Here is a 15586-nt window from a genome sequence, read left to right on the forward strand (position 1 = left end):
TGACGGCAGCATGGTTCTGCCGTCATGCCTATTTTTCTGGATCAGTCCCAACTAGTTCACGGAGCCCGGATTTCCATGGCCTTTTCTCGCCGCTCACTTCTTGTCACAGCAGGTACCGCACTCGTTGCAGGTGCAACTGGCGGTCTGGCGCGCGCTCAGGGCACAACCACGGACACCCGGATAACCCCCCGTGAACTGGGTGACCCCAAAGCCAAGATCGTGGTGGAGGAATGGTTCTCCCTCACCTGCATTCACTGCGCCCATTTTGCAGAAAACACCTTCCCGCTGGTGAAGAAGAACCTGATCGACACGGGCAAGATCCGCTACGTGTTCCATGATTTCCCCACCGATCAGCTTGCAACCGTTGCCGCCATGGTGGCTCGCACCTTGCCGCCAGAACGGTATGAAGCTTTTGCCGTCTCCCTGCTGTCCAGCCTTGACCGCTGGGCCTACGTACAGAACGGCAGCCCGCTTGAAGCGCTGAAGAAAATGGCGGCCTTTGCCGGCATGCCGGGCGAAACGTTTGATAAAACGGTGGCAGACCAGCAGCTGATGCAGTTCATCCTGGCTCAGCAGACGGAAGCACAGGACAAATATCATTTTGATTCCACCCCCACCTTCCGCTTCAACAACAAAATTCAGGTTTCAAACGATATGGACTATGAAACCTTTGCCAAGAACGTGACGGACGCAAGCTGAGCATCCGCACGGCACACGTGTTCGTGCAGGCCCGTTCTTAAATGACCGTCCGTTTTGTTCGTCTGCGGATTGCCGGTTTCAAGAGCTTTGCTGATCCCATAACGGTGGAAATCCTGCCCGGTCTCACCGGTATTGTGGGGCCAAACGGCTGCGGAAAATCCAACGTTGTGGAAGCTCTACGATGGGTCATGGGGGAATCCTCCGCACGCTCCCTGCGTGGTGGAGAACTGGATGACCTGATTTTTGCTGGCACAACGGGCCGGGCTGCCCGGTCTCTGGCAGAAGTCACTGTAACGCTTGAAGGTACAAAAGGCCTTGGGCCTGCCGCTTTTACGGACCTTGATGAACTCCAAATCAGCCGCCGGGCCGAACGTGGCTCCGGCAGTGATTACCGTATCAACGGCAAACCCGTGCGTGCACGTGATGTGCAAACCCTGTTTGCCGATCTCGCCTCCGGCGCACGATCTTCCGCCATGGTCAGTCAGGGCCGTGTGGCCATGCTGGTGGGGGCCCGCCCGGAAGAGCGCCGCACCATTCTGGAAGAAGCCGCCGGAATCACCGGCCTGCATGCCCGTCGGCACGAAGCCGAACTCAAGCTGCGGGCAACTGAAAATAATCTGACGCGCGCAGAAGATCTTCGGCAGCAGCTTTCTACCCGGCTGGATGGTCTGGCCGAACAATCGAAAGAAGCAAGCCGCTACCGGGAACTTGCATCCGCCCTGCGTGAAGCGGAGACAGAATTGCTGGCCGTGCTGCACGCCCGCGCCCGTCTGGCGGTAGAACGCGCCATTGACCTGGCCGCCCGCGCCCGCACCGCGCTGACCGAGCATGAAGAAGCTGCCGAAACAGCGGTTATTGTTGAATTTGAAGCCAATCAGGCGCTTCCCGCCATTCGGGAAAAAGCCGATACGGCCCGCACGCTTCTGGAACGGTGTCGCGTCACGGCTGAAGGTATGGCGCGAGAAGAACAGCGCGCCACGGCACAGGCACAGGCTGCCACAGAACGCCTGAACCAGCACGAAGCCGATTTTGCTGCCGCGCAGACCCGTGCGGACGATGCCGCCGCCACGCTGGAACGCCTGCAAACAGAACAGGCAGAAGCACAGGCTGCCATAACCTCCCTGCCCACGCGTATGGCGGAAGCCGAGGCACAGCAGGCACAGCTCACCGCAGATCTGGCCCAGGCTGAACAGACCCTGACCCGACTGACAGAAACCCTGACCGCCGCCCGCACCCGGCGAGACCGGGCTACGGAAGAACTTGAAACAGCCAAGGCGCTACATGCCCGCACCTGCGAGGCCGTAACAGCGCTTCAGACCGAACTGGACAGCCTGCAAACCCGCATGCCGTCCGAAGAGGAACGGGCAACAGCCGCCTCCGCGCTGGAAGCCGCGACCAAGGCACAGGCGGATGCGCGGACGGCACTGGAAGAGGCTGAACGCACGCGGTCTCAGGCCAGCGTGGCGCTCTCGATCGCCCGCAATGATGCGGAAAATGCCCGGCAGACACAGGCCGAAACCAGCAAGACGCTGGACCGTGCGCGAAGCCGCCTTCAGGCATTGCGCAATGATCTGGCAAACCTTGAAAAGCGGCATGCAGATACACAGGCCGCTTTGCTGGCCGACTCCGCACTTCAGACCTTGCGCGATCAGGCAGCCCACGCCAGCCAGACCCATCAGGCTGCTGCCCGCACTCTTGAAGAAAGTGAATCGGCACGCCGCACAACCAGCGCGGCCCTGACGGACGCCAGCCGTCGCTTTCAGGCGGATGAAGCACAACGTAAAAGTGTAACGGAAGCCCGGCGCACGGCAGAAACCGCCCTGCAACGCGCCAGACAGGAAGAAGAAGCCCTCACCCGTGGCCTTGAACAGGCCATGAAGGAGGCGTTGCCGGACACAGTTTTGCTGGAAGCCCAGCAAAAACGCGGTGCGCTGGAGGAGGATCTTCAGAAAGTCGGCACGGCACTCACACAGGCCGATACGCACCTTACGGACCTGAAAGCAGCGCAGACCGAAGCCTTCCGTAACCATGATACGCTGCGCACGGAACTCACGCGGCTAAAGGCGCAGGCGGATGGTCTGGCACAGGCTCTTGGTCAGGATGAGACAACGAGTGCTGAGCCCGTCTCTGCCCAGATTGATGTGCCAGAAGGGTACGAAGCCGCTCTGGCCGCTGCGCTGGCAGAGGGACTGGATGCACCCGCCGCTGATAACCAACCACGCGGCTGGCATCTGCTGACAGGCGCGGAAGGTACCGCCCCCACACTGCCCGGCAATGCCACGCCGCTTAAAACACATATCAAGGCTCCGGCGGTGCTGGACAGGCTTCTCGGTTTTATCGGCCTGTTGCCTGATGGAATTGATGGCGCAGCGTATCAGGCTTTGCTTCTGCCCGGGCAGAGTCTTGTCTCACTCAAGGGTGATCTATGGCGGTGGGACGGGTTCTATACGCGCGCAGGCGAGCCGGATGCCGCAACGCGACGCCTCGGCCAGCGCCGTATTCTAAAAGAGACAGAGCAGCGCATCACTCTTCTGGAACAGGATGCGCCTATCGTCGAACAGGCAGCCAAAGCGGCAGTGGAAGCAGTGCAGACTGTGGAACGGCAGGTCGCAGAATACCGCACCCAGCGGGCCCGGCTGGAGCAGGCACTGCAACAGGCCCGCGCGCAGGAAGCGGATATTGAACGCCGCCATGCTGCGTCCCGTGCACGGCTGGATGGCTTGCGCCCCCAGCAGGAACGCGCGGCTGGTGCCCGCACGGATGCAGAAACCGCTCTCGCTGCCGCCCAAGCCGCAAGCGAAGCTCTGCCCTCCGCCGAATCGCTCCGCGCTGCACTGGAAGACGCACGGCAGCAGGACACCACGGCACAGAATGCCGAGCAAAAAGCCCGCTCGGCCCTCAAAGCCGCCGAACAGGCCCTGCGTACCGCCAACGATGCCCTTACCCGAGCCGAAAATCAGCAGGCGGCGGCCAATGCCCGCATGGAAACCCTGCTGCCTGAACGGGAACGTCTGCGACAGAACGTAGCGACGGAAGAAAACACACTGGCTGAACTGGAAGCCCGCGTAAGTGCGGGGGCAGCCAACAAACAGTTTGAAGACGCCCTGCGCGCAGCGCAGACCCATCAGACAGAAGCGGAAGCCGCTTTCCGTAAAGCAGAGCAGGATGCCGCCGCTGCTGAAAAAGCGGCACAGGAAGCCAGTATTGCGCACCAGCAACTGCAACAGCAAGCACTGGAACTTCGCTCCCGTCTGGAAGCGCTGACGCCGCGCCTTCAGGAACTCACAGCAGAAAAAGCTGAGCGGGAAGATCTGTTGGCCCGTGCGACCACCGCGCTGGACGAGGCCTCTGCCTCCGTGCCGGAAAATGCGGATGCCGAAGTCACCCAGCTTCAGGACCAAAAAACCACGCTGGCCACCCAGCTTGAACAGATACGCGACTTACGTGCTGAGCTGCTGGCTGAAAAAGCCACACTCGCCACCCGTCAGACCACTCTGGCCGCTGGCATTGAAGAATGGACCACCCGCGCCGCCACAGCCCGTACGGATCTGGATCACGCCCGCCTGCGCCTTGAAACAGCCCAATCAGAACACCAGACCGTTTCTGAACTGCCAGCAGAAGCCGAACGCCAGAAAAAAGAGACGTTGCGGGCGCTGACCGAAGCTGAAGAACAGTATGCCGCGGCTGATAAAGCCCGCGCGGATGCAGAAGCCGCCCTTGCCGCGGCCAACGAGCAACGCCGCAAGACCGAAGGCGAACTGACTACCGCACGCGAAAACCTCCTGAAAGCCGAGGCCAAGAGCGAACAGGCCCAAGCCATTCTGGACCAGTTGCTAACGGAAACGCCTGCCCCACCCCGCCCCCCGATGGGGGACCTGACAGAAGCCGCTGAAACCTCCCTGCGGCGCAAGATCGCCCGGCTGACTCGGGAGCGGGACGATATGGGGCCAGTCAACCTGCGCGCGGAAATTGAAGCGGAAGAAGCCTCCACCCAAGCGAATACCTTAGCTGCTGAAATTGCAGACCTTGAAGCGGCTATTGCCCGCCTGCGCGGGTCTATCGGCGCGCTCAACAAAGAAGGTAGAGAGCGGTTAATGGCCGTTTTCACACAGGTCGATCACCATTTTCAGTCGCTCTTTTCACGCATGTTTGGCGGTGGCCGTGCGCATCTGGGACTGGTTGGCAGTGATGATCCGCTTGAAGCAGGCTTGGAAATCTACGCGCAGCCCCCAGGTAAGAAGCTGGCAACACTCTCCCTGCTTTCCGGGGGTGAACAAGCTTTAACCGCTCTTTCATTGATTTTTGCCGTCTTTCGCTGTAACCCAGCCCCCGTTTGCGTCCTCGACGAAGTTGATGCACCTCTTGACGATGCCAATGTCGGGCGCTTCAGTGCTCTACTTGGTGACATGGTAACAGAAGCAGGGACTCGCTTTCTGGTTGTGACACATCATCAATTGACAATGGCCCATATGGACCATCTGTTTGGCGTGACCATGCAGGAACGTGGGGTGAGCCGCGTACTGTCTGTTGATCTTGCGCGTGCGGCGGCTATGGCTGGCCAGCAAGACAGGGAAACCACACATGTCTCATCCTGAAATGACGGTGGACGCCCCTAAACTTGAGGGGAACCCACTCAAACGATGCCTGGGCAAGGCCGCGCTGGCTATTGGCGTCTGTGCGCTGACCGGGTTCGGGTTGGCACTCCATCACTCAAAAGCCTATGGGCTGATGGCCCGTATTCATCATGGGCTTGTTATCTGCACACCGGGCACCGGGCTGAGCATGACTCCGGCCTCTACCGGGCTACTCAGCGGCGCAACCTCCCCAGCCATGATCCGCTTGGCGCTTGCCACGCAGGATGATGGCCGCGTCATTGTGGTGCCAGGCTCCAATCAGTTGAGCGATGTTCTGGCTTCTTCCCGCCGGGCACATACTCTGTTGATGCTCGATCTGAACGATACCAACCCGGTAGATGTGGCAAAGCTGGTCCGCAAAGCCAGAATGCGTGATCGCGTGGTGCTGGTGGCTCCCAATCATGACGGTATTGAAGCTGCTCTACAGGCAGATTCGGCCATGATGGTGGCTATTCCCATCAACTCCACACGGGATGCCTACGCAGCGCATAAGCTGGCTAGACACCATCCGTACGCAGCCTATCTCTCTCCCACGGCGTCACCGGGCCTCTTTACCTTGGTGCATCGTGATGCCGAAGCGATCATCACGGAAAATCCTGCCACCCCCTCTTTCTCGGCTTCTCAGTTTCTCTCGGAACGCCCAGTTGATATCGTGGTGACAAAGCAGCCAGCGCAACTCACACAAGACCTGACGCTACACAACTAACCGGCCTCTCCCCTCCCTTCGCTGTGTGCTGCATCTGTTTTGAAAGCCGACACCAGGTACCGATGGGGAAAGTTTGGAACATGAGCATGGGTATGCCGGTCTAATCCGTAGGCCACATACCCAAAAATGGCGGTCATCGAGACAAAACTCTCGCCAGAACGCACTGTCATGCTTTTCCACGCGGATTCTGACTCTAAAACAACAGTTTCAAAGGTACCCCGCTCAATCGGGTAGTCTTTTTTACCTGAGCGCTGTTGTCTTTATTGTCCTACGCTACCGTCTCAGGCAGCAAAACGCCTTTTCAGCCATAAAGCATCCTGCTGAGCCGTTACCTCCAGCTTTTCGAAGCACTCGGAACGCCCTGATCAAGGCGCGGCCTTGTACCCAACGCTGATACCTACTTTCGTGGTGAAATAACAAAAGGCCGGGCAACAGAGGTTTCCCCTCTGCGCCCGGCCTTTTTCTGTCTGCAAAAAAGCCAGATCAGGCTTTGAGCATGCTACCCGTTTCAACAAAACGCTGATGCCATGCCAGCGCTTCATCAAGCAGATGCGGCGTATGCTTACCAAACGAGTCTTTCAGCGCACGGTCCAGATAATCCTGAAGCATCGGCTTATAATCAGGATGCGCACATTTGGAGATAATCTCCTGCGCGCGCTTGACCGGAGACAGTCCACGCAGATCAGCCAGCCCCTGTTCGGTCACAAAAATCTGGGTGTCCTGCATGATATGGTCAACATGCGCGGCCATCGGCACAATGGCGGAAATCTTGCCGCCCTTGGCCGTGGACGGAGACAGGAAGATGGACAGATAGGAACTACGGGCAAAGTCGCCTGAGCCGCCGATCCCGTTCATCATCTTGGACCCCATCACGCGGGTGGAGTTCACGTTGCCGTAAATATCCGCTTCAATCATGCCGTTCATGGCAATACAGCCAAGACGACGAATCACGCCGGGGCTGTTGCTCACGTCCTGCTGGCGCAGAATGATCTTGTTGCGGAAGAAATCCATCCGGTTGTTGATTTCTTCGGCAGCATCCGGGCTCAGTGAGAAAGACGTGGCCGAGGCAATACGCATCTTGCCGGAATCCAGCATGGACAGCATGCCATCCTGAATGACCTCGCTGTACCCAACCAGATTTTCAAACGGCCCTTCGTTCAGCCCGTCCAGCACCGCGTTAGCCACGTTGCCCACACCGGACTGAAGCGGCAGCAGGGACGGTGGCAGGCGGCCCTGTTTGACTTCATGCTCAAAGAAATCAAGCAGATGCTTGGCAATAGCCTTTGCTGTATCATCCGGCGCGGCAAACGGCGCATTCCGGTCCCGATCATTGGAGCGCACAATCGCCACGATCTTGTTGGGGTCCACTTTCAGGGAGTGGCCACCAATGCGCCCATCAGCTTTGGTCAGGGGGATGATGTCACGCGGCGGAATCCCGCTGATATTGCCATCCCAGATGTCATGAATGCCTTCCAGACCCGGATGCTGCCATTCATTGACTTCGATGATGACCTTCTCGGCAATATCGAGAAATGTCTGGGAGTTACCAACAGAAGATGTTGGCACAATGCCGCCATCTTCCGTAATGGCAGTGGCTTCCACCACGGCAACATCAAACTTGCCGTAGTTGCCCTGTATGGCCCGGCCAGCAACCTGCCCCAGATGGTTATCAAAATAATCTGTCTCACCCGCGTTGATACGGTTGCGCATGCCGGCATCCGTATTGAAGGGTGAGCGGAAATAAACGCCATTCACCTTGGCCAGCGCGCCATCAAGCTGCGGGCCGGTTGAAGCGCCGGTAATCAGGCTGATACGATAATCTTCTCCCTTGCCGTGCGCTGTTTCCATCAACTGGGCCAGTGCTTCCGGCACCGCCTTGGGGTAACCAGCCCCGGTAAAACCGCTGGTACCAACCACATCGCCCGGACGAATCAGTTCTGCTGCGGCTTCTGCCGGGCGGACCTTGCTGCGCAGGGAGGCATTACGAATGCGCTCTGTCATGAGAGGCTTTCCTGTTCCTGTTCTTACTGTTCTGAAAAAAGGCCGAACGAAGAAAGGGGACACATATACTGCATGTGGGCATGCAGCTACCGCCCTCTATATCCAGCCTTTTTCCCACCGACACCGTCCCGGCGCCGGGTAATGGCGTAACCTAGGCAGAAAAACTTCTCTCTGGCGTGTCACATGCTTGTGCACAAAAAGCCGAATGCAAAAAAATATCGCCATCCCCTTCCCTGTCCAGACTAGTGAAGCCTACATGGAAGGAAGGAATGGTGGACAAACGCGGATGGACAAAGGCTTCTTCCTTGACGAAAACGTGAAAAAAGCAATGCGGAAAGGACTCCGCGTTGTAGGAGATGTGCACGGTGATCTTGACGCTTTCCGACACGCCGTCGCCACAGAACGTTTCATCATCCAGTTGGGAGATCTTGTCGATTACGGGCCAGACAGCGCAGGTGTTCTGCGACTGATGATGGAGGTCATGCAACAGAAGCGTGGCCTGTTTCTCATCGGGAATCATGACCGCAAGCTGGGGCGGGCGCTGCTGGGCCGTAAAGTGCGGCCGGACCCGCCGCTTGAGGCAACGCTCTCACAGCTTGCCCTGCCCGAAAATGCCGATATTGCCCGTGCCGCACTCTCCTGCCTGGAATCAGCCCCCGCATGGCTGGTGCTGGACCGCAAGATTTTTGTACATGGTGCCTTTGATGTCCGCATGCTTATGGAACCACCGCCACCACCGTTGGAACGGGTGACATTCCTGCTCTCACGCGCGTTGTTCGGTGAAACCACCAACCGCATGCAGAAAGATGGCTACCCCGAACGGTGCCTGAACTGGGTCAACCATATTCCCGGTGGTTACACTGTTTACTGTGGGCATGATCAACGCTCCACCAATGGGTGCCCCCTTACCATTCCCGGCCGCGCAGGGGGGCAAGCCATCTTTACAGATACCGGAGCCGGCAAAGGCGGCCATCTTGCATGGCTGGACCTGCCACCGGTTTCGATGGAAAACTGAACTGGAGCCGTATAAAAAAGCGCTGAAACCCGGCCTCTTTGACCTTCAACCAAGAGATACCATACCACCGTGACAGACCAGACTTCTCCCGCAGATGCTCTTCAGGACCTCCGCCGCAGCATTGACAATATTGACGCAGCCCTTGTTGCCATACTGGCAGAGCGTTTTCGTTGCACAAAAGCTGTTGGAGCCCTCAAGGCCCGCTATGGCATGCCGCCTGCTGACCCCGCGCGTGAAAGCCGGCAGATCGCACGGCTGCGTACCCTTGCAGAAGAAGCTCATCTGGACCCGGATTTTGCTGAAAAATTCCTGAACTTCATTATTCACGAAGTCATCCGGCATCATGAAGCGATTGCCAGACAGTCTTCAGACTCGGCAAACACATGACACGCCGCCTGCTGCTGCTAAGGCATGCGGAGGCAGCCCCGCCCCCTGCAGGTGACTTCAGTGAAACGGCTGATCTCGCCCGCCCCCTGACGGCAGCAGGCCGCGCCGCCGCCCAAAGATGCGGTGCCTGGCTGCGGCAGCATACGCTCTCGCCAGACCTTGTACTGTGCAGCCCCTCCGTTCGCACCCGGCAGACTCTGGAAGGGCTACTTCCCTTTCAGCAGCCTCCTGCTTTCCCTACCCGCTTCTGCCCCGAAATTTATGAAGCGCCACCAGAAGCACTGCTTGCCCAGATTCGTACCGCACCAGTTCAGGCACGCACCGTTCTTCTGATCGGCCATAATCCGGGCATCTCCGCATTGGCCCGCCTGCTGGATCAACAGGCCATTGCACTTGATCAGGGATTCGCAACTGCGTCTCTCGCAGTCTTCAGTATGTGGGGGTCAGACACAGGAACCGACACACCAAACTGGGCGCAATGTGACGGACAAAGCCTGACTTTGGACACATTCGCGCGACCCTAGCGCGGAAAAACAGCGGTTTTCCGGCGGAGAGCTCCCAAGATAACGCGCGGTTTATCGGCACACTTCTTCCTGTTTCTCACGGGATCGGAGACAACACTCAAACAGCAGGCCGCAACAGGGCTGCGGTCCCTAAATGCAGAAGGAAACATCATGAGCGCGTCGCAGAACGAAGGTAAGCAGAACACCGCCAGCCTTTCGCTGGGTGGAAAAACTGCCGAATTCCCTGTTCTTTCCGGCACCCTGGGGCCGGATGTTGTCGATATTCGCAAGCTTCCGGCTCAGCTGGGCGTTTTCACCTTTGATCCCGGATACGGTGAAACAGCATCCTGCAACAGCAAGATCACCTTTATTGATGGGGATAATGGTGTCCTTCTGCATCGGGGTTATCCGATCGCCCAACTGGCAGAACAGGCATCTTACGAAGAAGTCATTTACCTTCTGCTGAATGGCGAACTGCCGAGTGATGCTGAATACAAGAAATTCACGCACACCCTGACAAACCATACGCTGCTCCATGAGCAGATCCGCAATTTCTTCAATGGTTTCCGGCGTGATGCTCACCCCATGGCCATTCTGTGCGGCACCGTTGGGGCGCTGTCTGCATTCTACCCGGACGCCAATGACATCGCGGTTCAGGCCAACCGCGATCTGGCCGCCATGCGGTTGATTGCCAAGATCCCGACCATTGCCGCATGGGCTTACAAATATACGCAGGGTGAAGCCTTCATCTACCCGCGGAATGACCTGAACTACGCCGAAAACTTCCTCTCCATGATGTTCGCGCGCGTTTCAGAGCCATACAAGATCAACCCTGTTCTGGCTCGCGCCATGAACCGTATCCTGATCCTGCATGCGGATCATGAGCAGAACGCCTCGACCTCTACCGTTCGTCTGGCAGGGTCCACGGGCGCCAATCCGTTCGCATGTATTGCCGCTGGCATTGCCGCCCTTTGGGGACCTGCTCATGGTGGCGCGAACGAAGCCGTTCTGAAAATGCTGGCTGCCATTGGCAAGAAGGAAAATATTCCTGATTTCATTGCCAAAGTGAAAGACAAATCCAGCGGCGTAAAGCTGATGGGCTTTGGCCACCGCGTGTACAAGAACTTTGATCCGCGCGCCAAGATTATGCAGCAGACATGCCATGAAGTGCTGACCGAACTGGGCATCAAGGATGATCCGCTGCTGGATCTGGCGATCGAGCTTGAAAAAATCGCCATCAATGATGAGTACTTCGTGCAGCGGAAGCTGTATCCGAATGTGGATTTCTATTCAGGCATCATTCTGAAAGCCATGGGCATTCCCACCAGCATGTTTACCGTGCTGTTCGCTGTGGCCCGCACCACCGGCTGGGTCAGCCAGTGGAAAGAAATGATCGAAGAACCTGGCCAGCGCATCAGCCGCCCCCGCCAGCTTTACACTGGTTCCGCAAAGCGGGATTTTGTTCCGTTCGACAAGCGGTAATCACCAGCTTCGGGGAAGGTTTTTCTGCCTTCCCCGGCTTTCCTCTCCAGACGTTCTCAAAACGAGTCAGCCAGCGTTTCTAGCGCGCCCTCTCGTTTCTAATGCGCCATCTGGAAGCAATTGTTTCTTCTTAAGCGAACAGACTTTCCTCAGCATTTCTGTCTGATGAACAGACGCAGCTTTCAGATTTCGGCTTCCACCAGAAGCGCCTCGTCCTGCGTGGCCTGTCCTTCCCGAATCATCAGAAACTGGCCAGACCAGTTACCCGATATGGACCATGTTCCACTGATTTCCGTCGCATCGTCATTGACCGTGCCGCTGTAATGCACGTCATGCGCGCGGACTGTGCCTTCATAAGTCTTCACAAACACAACCTGCCGCCCTGTATGATGACCGCTCAGCACAGCATAAAGAATGGAATGGTCAGGCGTTGTTTCAGTCGCCTTTTCCGTAATGGCACCAGACAGCATGCCTGCTTGATCGAGTAGAGAAGCCGTGAAAAATTCTGCTGCATACCCGCGCGGATACGTGAACTGCCCCTGCCATAATCCTGTCAGGGAGGATGTATCATGCTGTGTCATGATGCCTCTAAACAAACAAAAAGCCAGACCGGAATACCCGATCTGGCTCACACTCTTCCACAGAAGAATTTGAAACCTCGATAGACCTCAGCCGTTAGCAGTCGCAGCCTTTGGTCGGTCCTTCAGATTTACGCACAACGTGATGATCAATCCATTCAGAGACCAAGCGACGTGCTTCGTTCAGAGACGCTTCAGGATGATGAATGCGATAAAGCGTGGTGCAAGCATGAAACGCGGTTACGTCTTCAGTGCCCACCTCACGCAGCTCCTGATACGCCGTGATAACAGCACGCTCACATTTACGTGCGATCCGACTTAGTTCAACAGCCACAGCACCATCCTTAAGTTAATAATCAATCTCAACAAGTTCAGATTAAACGCCTCTTCCCTCCCCTACGCAAGCAGGAATGTCTTTTCTCCTGATCACAAGTTTTTTCAGTGACATTTTTACAAGGCCCAACGCGCCTTCATAATGTCCGCCACACGGCCTGCTTCATCAAGCACAGAGCGGGGCCAGGGCACAAAATCATCTTTCAGAATCCGCAGATGCCTGTCTTCAATCAGCCTCAGAGCAATCCTGCCACGGGCTCCACGCAGGTCCTGCTCCCGCTCCATCAAAAAAACCGGCACATCCACAACACAGGCTTCCACCAACATCGGGCTCTCGCCTCCGGCCACCACAACGCAGTCAGAGCAAGCCATAAACCCCAAGGTAGGGTCCTCATCCGGCTCGCCCTTGCACCAGACGAGCATGAATGCGGACGAAAGCCCGGTAATAAAGGCATCCGTCAGGCTCCTGCGGTTTTCCCCCCGCACACTCAGCAGAACGGAACCCCCGTAGCGGTTCACCATCATGGCCAGTTTCTTGCCACTCAGCAGGGCTTCTTCCTCGGTGCGGAACGCGCCTTCACCCACGGCAACGGCAACCCGCGGATGAGGCAGATGCTCCAGCCGCTCCTGCCACGCTTTACCAGCACGCGCCACAAGATGAGGCGACACAATACTCAGCGGTCCCAATGTCGGGCAGAATCGGGGGGCAACCGCTGCGGCGGAAGACGCCACCACCAGATCGAACGGCAGAGAACGGAGCATGGGGGCTGTACGGGCCTCTCCCCTTACACACCAGACCACCGGGCATTCTGCTTTTCGGGCCGCACGCAGGGCCGCGTAGCCGCTCCGCACGCCCGATGTCAGAATAAGCCCCGGTGCGCGCCGTCCCTTAAGGTCCGAATCGAGCGCCAGATCATCCACACTGATGCGCCTGAACAAACACCCAAGCCGGGACGCCAGAATATAGGCGGGCCCAGCTTCTCCTGCTGCGGCCTTCTCCACCACCCATACCGGGGCCAACTGCGTCACAGACAACATCATTTTTTCATTCCGCCGCCGAAGACTGAGATGAAGCATAGATTTTCAGGCTGCCTGAGGCTATTGCAAAGCAAATTCCAACCGCCAATTCAAGGAAACGCTTCATGACGTCACCCGCAAACCTGGCCGCCCCCCATTCTGGCGAGACCAGCGATTGGGACCGCGATGCGGCTCTGAGCACGGCACGTCTGTTGCTGGAAATCAAAGCTGTCAATTTCCGCCCGGAAGAACCCTATACCCTGACCTCCGGCTGGAAATCCCCGGTCTATATTGATTGCCGCCGGATTATTTTCTTCCCCCGCGCCCGCCAGAAAATTGTGGAACTGGGTGTGGAAAAAATCGGCCGGCACGTTGGGTATGAAAGCCTGGATGCCGTGGTTGGCGGGGAAACAGCCGGTATTCCCTTTGCAGCGTGGATGGCGGATCGCATGCTGCTGCCCATGGCTTATGTGCGCAAGAAGCCCAAAGGCTTTGGCCGTAATGCCCAGATTGAAGGCGATGTGCCCGAAGGCATGCGCACCCTGCTGGTGGAAGACCTCACCACGGATGGCGCATCCAAAGTACGCTTCGCCAACGCCCTGCGGGATGCTGGTGCGCTTGTGAACCACGCATTCGTGGTCTTTTACTACGGTGTGTTCCCCGGTGCGCAGCGCACGTTGTCTGAAATGAATGTTGCCCTGCATTCCCTCTGCACCTGGTGGGATGTTCTGGAAGCCTGCTCAACCCGTCCTTATTTCTCGGAGTCTGCTGCGGCAGAAGTCAGGCGCTTCCTTGAAGACCCGTGCGCATGGTCTGCCCGCCACGGCGGTGTTGGCAGCCTGGAAGAAGCCGCAGAATACAAAGCTAAACAAGGCTGATCTTCGCAGAAAAATGACTGGTCCCGCACATTCAGGCACACACCATCTTCTGGCGTTTGATTCCGGAATAGGTGGGCTTGGCATTGTGCGGGCCTTACGCACGCTTAATCCTGCACTGGCCATAGAGTATCTGGCTGATACAGCCGTCTTTCCTTATGGTGAGCAGGATGACGCGTTTCTGGTTGAGCGTATTCTCACCCTCATTTCCGAGGCCATCAGCAGGCTACGCCCACAGGCTGTTGTCATTGCCTGTAATACGGCCAGCACCCTCGCGCTGGATGCCCTGCGTGCCGCATGGCCGGATATGCCGTTTATCGGGTGCGTTCCCCCCATCCGCTGGGCCGCCCGAATCACTCGCTCCCACGTCATCGGTCTTCTGGCCACCCGCGCCACTATTCGGCGGCCTTACCTGACACATTTGCACGGTTTGTATGCGCCGGAGTGCAAACTCCTTGCCCATGCCGCCCCCGGCCTAGCCGCATGCGCAGAACATCTGTTCCGGGGAGAAGACGTACCTGCCCGCACCATTCAGCAGGAAATTGCTGGGTTGTTTGAGCGCGACACCAAAGGAGAACTGGATGTAGTGGGGCTAGGATGCACCCATTATACCTTTGTACTAGACCAACTCCGGGCGCTCTCTCCTGCCCGCGTTACGTGGCTAGACCCGGCAAACGCCGTAGCGCGCCACGCTCTCAGCCTCCTTCAAAACCACCCTGAGCACACGCCCCCCACCTTCCAGCCACACGCATGGTTCACCTCCATGCCGCCAGACGCTGAGGCGCTACGCCGGAAACTGCCTGATTTCGGCTTTGAAGACATCGCCCTGTGGGAGAACCTCCCCACATCAGAAAAGATGACGGCTTAACAATAGCTGGGCTTCACATAAGCGCCACTAATGACCGCGTTCTGGATGAAGGGCATCTCATACATACCTCCCGTAACCGCTCATTCGGCCCCAGTTTCTTGTCAAAATGCCAGGCAAGAAACGAAGCAATCGGAACAGTTCCCTTGCTTTGGATTCTGCGAACAGACAGTCCATAGCGTAATCTACCTACTATATTTGGTAATTAGATCATGGTCTTCCGTCGCTTCAATGATTGGGATAACAGCAATATATTTAGGCAGGTTTTCGTTTCCATCTCGAACGGTTCAGACATGGAAGTTAATCGTCACTGTCAAAGAGTAGTAAGAGAGAAACGTCACCAGAGCATAGGGTTGTTCAAAAAGCAGCATGGCAACAAAATTCTGGCACTTACAGTTGAGCGGAGCAATCTCTCGCGTTTATGCCGAATGCATTGACATCACTTCGATCGCATAGAAGTGCTAGCGTTTATTGATAACCTCGCATTCGAT

The 15586-nt window shown here is 57.3% G+C and carries 13 protein-coding genes; 9 read left to right on the forward strand and 4 right to left on the reverse strand.

The window, feature by feature from the left end; translation table 11 throughout:
* Positions 1 to 75: 75 nt before the first annotated feature.
* From QWU00_RS00815 to QWU00_RS00825, 3 genes are read left to right on the forward strand one after another with little or no spacing between them, the layout of a single operon-like run.
* Positions 76 to 699 (forward strand): thioredoxin domain-containing protein, encoded by a 624-nt coding sequence (locus tag QWU00_RS00815; RefSeq protein WP_035381997.1) that lies wholly within the window; start codon positions 76 to 78, stop codon positions 697 to 699.
* A 41-nt stretch (positions 700 to 740) separates the two neighbouring features.
* Positions 741 to 5294, forward strand: coding sequence for an AAA family ATPase (locus tag QWU00_RS00820; protein WP_035381719.1), 4554 nt, complete (start codon positions 741 to 743; stop codon positions 5292 to 5294).
* Positions 5281 to 6039 carry a hypothetical protein gene (locus tag QWU00_RS00825; protein WP_035381718.1) on the forward strand — a complete coding sequence of 253 codons (759 nt, stop codon included), beginning with the start codon at positions 5281 to 5283 and terminating at the stop codon, positions 6037 to 6039. Before QWU00_RS00820 ends, QWU00_RS00825 begins: the two co-directional genes overlap by 14 nt.
* A 483-nt stretch (positions 6040 to 6522) precedes the next feature.
* On the opposite strand, the gene QWU00_RS00830 is transcribed toward QWU00_RS00825, so the two are convergent.
* Positions 6523 to 8040 carry an acetyl-CoA hydrolase/transferase family protein gene (locus QWU00_RS00830; protein WP_035381715.1) on the reverse strand — a complete coding sequence of 506 codons (1518 nt, stop codon included), beginning with the start codon at positions 8038 to 8040 and terminating at the stop codon, positions 6523 to 6525.
* A 286-nt stretch (positions 8041 to 8326) separates the two neighbouring features.
* Between QWU00_RS00830 and QWU00_RS00835 the strand changes: the two genes are divergently transcribed.
* The 4 genes from QWU00_RS00835 to gltA all read left to right on the forward strand — a co-directional run bounded on the left by QWU00_RS00835 (position 8327) and on the right by gltA (position 11427).
* Positions 8327 to 9055, forward strand: coding sequence for a metallophosphoesterase (locus QWU00_RS00835; protein WP_035381710.1), 729 nt, complete (start codon positions 8327 to 8329; stop codon positions 9053 to 9055).
* A 69-nt stretch (positions 9056 to 9124) separates the two neighbouring features.
* Entirely contained in the window at positions 9125 to 9442 is a 318-nt protein-coding gene (locus QWU00_RS00840; RefSeq protein ID WP_006558973.1) for a chorismate mutase, read from the forward strand.
* Positions 9439 to 9966, forward strand: coding sequence for a SixA phosphatase family protein (locus QWU00_RS00845; protein ID WP_035381709.1), 528 nt, complete (start codon positions 9439 to 9441; stop codon positions 9964 to 9966). The genes QWU00_RS00840 and QWU00_RS00845 overlap by 4 nt, the downstream gene beginning before the upstream one ends.
* Positions 9967 to 10116: 150 nt before the next feature.
* On the forward strand, positions 10117 to 11427 hold the full coding sequence (gene gltA, locus QWU00_RS00850; RefSeq protein WP_006558971.1) for a citrate synthase: 1311 nt from the start codon (positions 10117 to 10119) through the stop codon (positions 11425 to 11427).
* Between the two features lie 182 nt (positions 11428 to 11609).
* Here the strand turns inward: gltA and QWU00_RS00855 are convergent, their stop codons facing one another.
* The 3 genes from QWU00_RS00855 to QWU00_RS00865 form a co-directional block, all read right to left on the reverse strand.
* Complete coding sequence (locus tag QWU00_RS00855; protein WP_035381708.1) at positions 11610 to 12008, reverse strand: hypothetical protein; 399 nt, start codon at positions 12006 to 12008, stop codon at positions 11610 to 11612.
* A 94-nt stretch (positions 12009 to 12102) separates the two neighbouring features.
* A complete protein-coding gene (locus QWU00_RS00860) occupies positions 12103 to 12339 on the reverse strand; it encodes a hypothetical protein (protein WP_035381706.1) in 237 nt (78 codons plus the stop codon).
* Between the two features lie 116 nt (positions 12340 to 12455).
* Positions 12456 to 13379 carry an ELM1/GtrOC1 family putative glycosyltransferase gene (locus QWU00_RS00865; protein WP_166443770.1) on the reverse strand — a complete coding sequence of 308 codons (924 nt, stop codon included), beginning with the start codon at positions 13377 to 13379 and terminating at the stop codon, positions 12456 to 12458.
* 101 nt (positions 13380 to 13480) lie between these two features.
* On the opposite strand from QWU00_RS00865, the gene QWU00_RS00870 reads away from it, so the two are divergent.
* Together QWU00_RS00870 and QWU00_RS00875 are read left to right on the forward strand one after the other, a co-directional pair.
* Positions 13481 to 14233, forward strand: coding sequence for an orotate phosphoribosyltransferase (locus QWU00_RS00870; RefSeq protein WP_006558967.1), 753 nt, complete (start codon positions 13481 to 13483; stop codon positions 14231 to 14233).
* A gap of 13 nt (positions 14234 to 14246) precedes the next feature.
* Positions 14247 to 15098, forward strand: a complete 852-nt coding sequence (locus tag QWU00_RS00875) for a glutamate racemase (protein ID WP_035381705.1) — start codon at positions 14247 to 14249, stop codon at positions 15096 to 15098.
* Positions 15099 to 15586: the final 488 nt, after the last annotated feature.

Source organism: Acetobacter tropicalis (genome assembly GCF_030644465.1).
Lineage (GTDB): Bacteria > Pseudomonadota > Alphaproteobacteria > Acetobacterales > Acetobacteraceae > Acetobacter > Acetobacter tropicalis.

Coding starts and splice junctions, on each gene's coding strand:
- QWU00_RS00815 (WP_035381997.1), top strand. CDS start 76: ATGGCCTTTTCTCGCCGCTCACTTCTTGTCACAGCAGGTACCGCACTC.
- QWU00_RS00820 (WP_035381719.1), top strand. CDS start 741: ATGACCGTCCGTTTTGTTCGTCTGCGGATTGCCGGTTTCAAGAGCTTT.
- QWU00_RS00825 (WP_035381718.1), top strand. CDS start 5,281: ATGTCTCATCCTGAAATGACGGTGGACGCCCCTAAACTTGAGGGGAAC.
- QWU00_RS00830 (WP_035381715.1), bottom strand. CDS start 8,040: ATGACAGAGCGCATTCGTAATGCCTCCCTGCGCAGCAAGGTCCGCCCG.
- QWU00_RS00835 (WP_035381710.1), top strand. CDS start 8,327: ATGGACAAAGGCTTCTTCCTTGACGAAAACGTGAAAAAAGCAATGCGG.
- QWU00_RS00845 (WP_035381709.1), top strand. CDS start 9,439: ATGACACGCCGCCTGCTGCTGCTAAGGCATGCGGAGGCAGCCCCGCCC.
- gltA (WP_006558971.1), top strand. CDS start 10,117: ATGAGCGCGTCGCAGAACGAAGGTAAGCAGAACACCGCCAGCCTTTCG.
- QWU00_RS00855 (WP_035381708.1), bottom strand. CDS start 12,008: ATGACACAGCATGATACATCCTCCCTGACAGGATTATGGCAGGGGCAG.
- QWU00_RS00865 (WP_166443770.1), bottom strand. CDS start 13,379: ATGATGTTGTCTGTGACGCAGTTGGCCCCGGTATGGGTGGTGGAGAAG.
- QWU00_RS00870 (WP_006558967.1), top strand. CDS start 13,481: ATGACGTCACCCGCAAACCTGGCCGCCCCCCATTCTGGCGAGACCAGC.
- QWU00_RS00875 (WP_035381705.1), top strand. CDS start 14,247: ATGACTGGTCCCGCACATTCAGGCACACACCATCTTCTGGCGTTTGAT.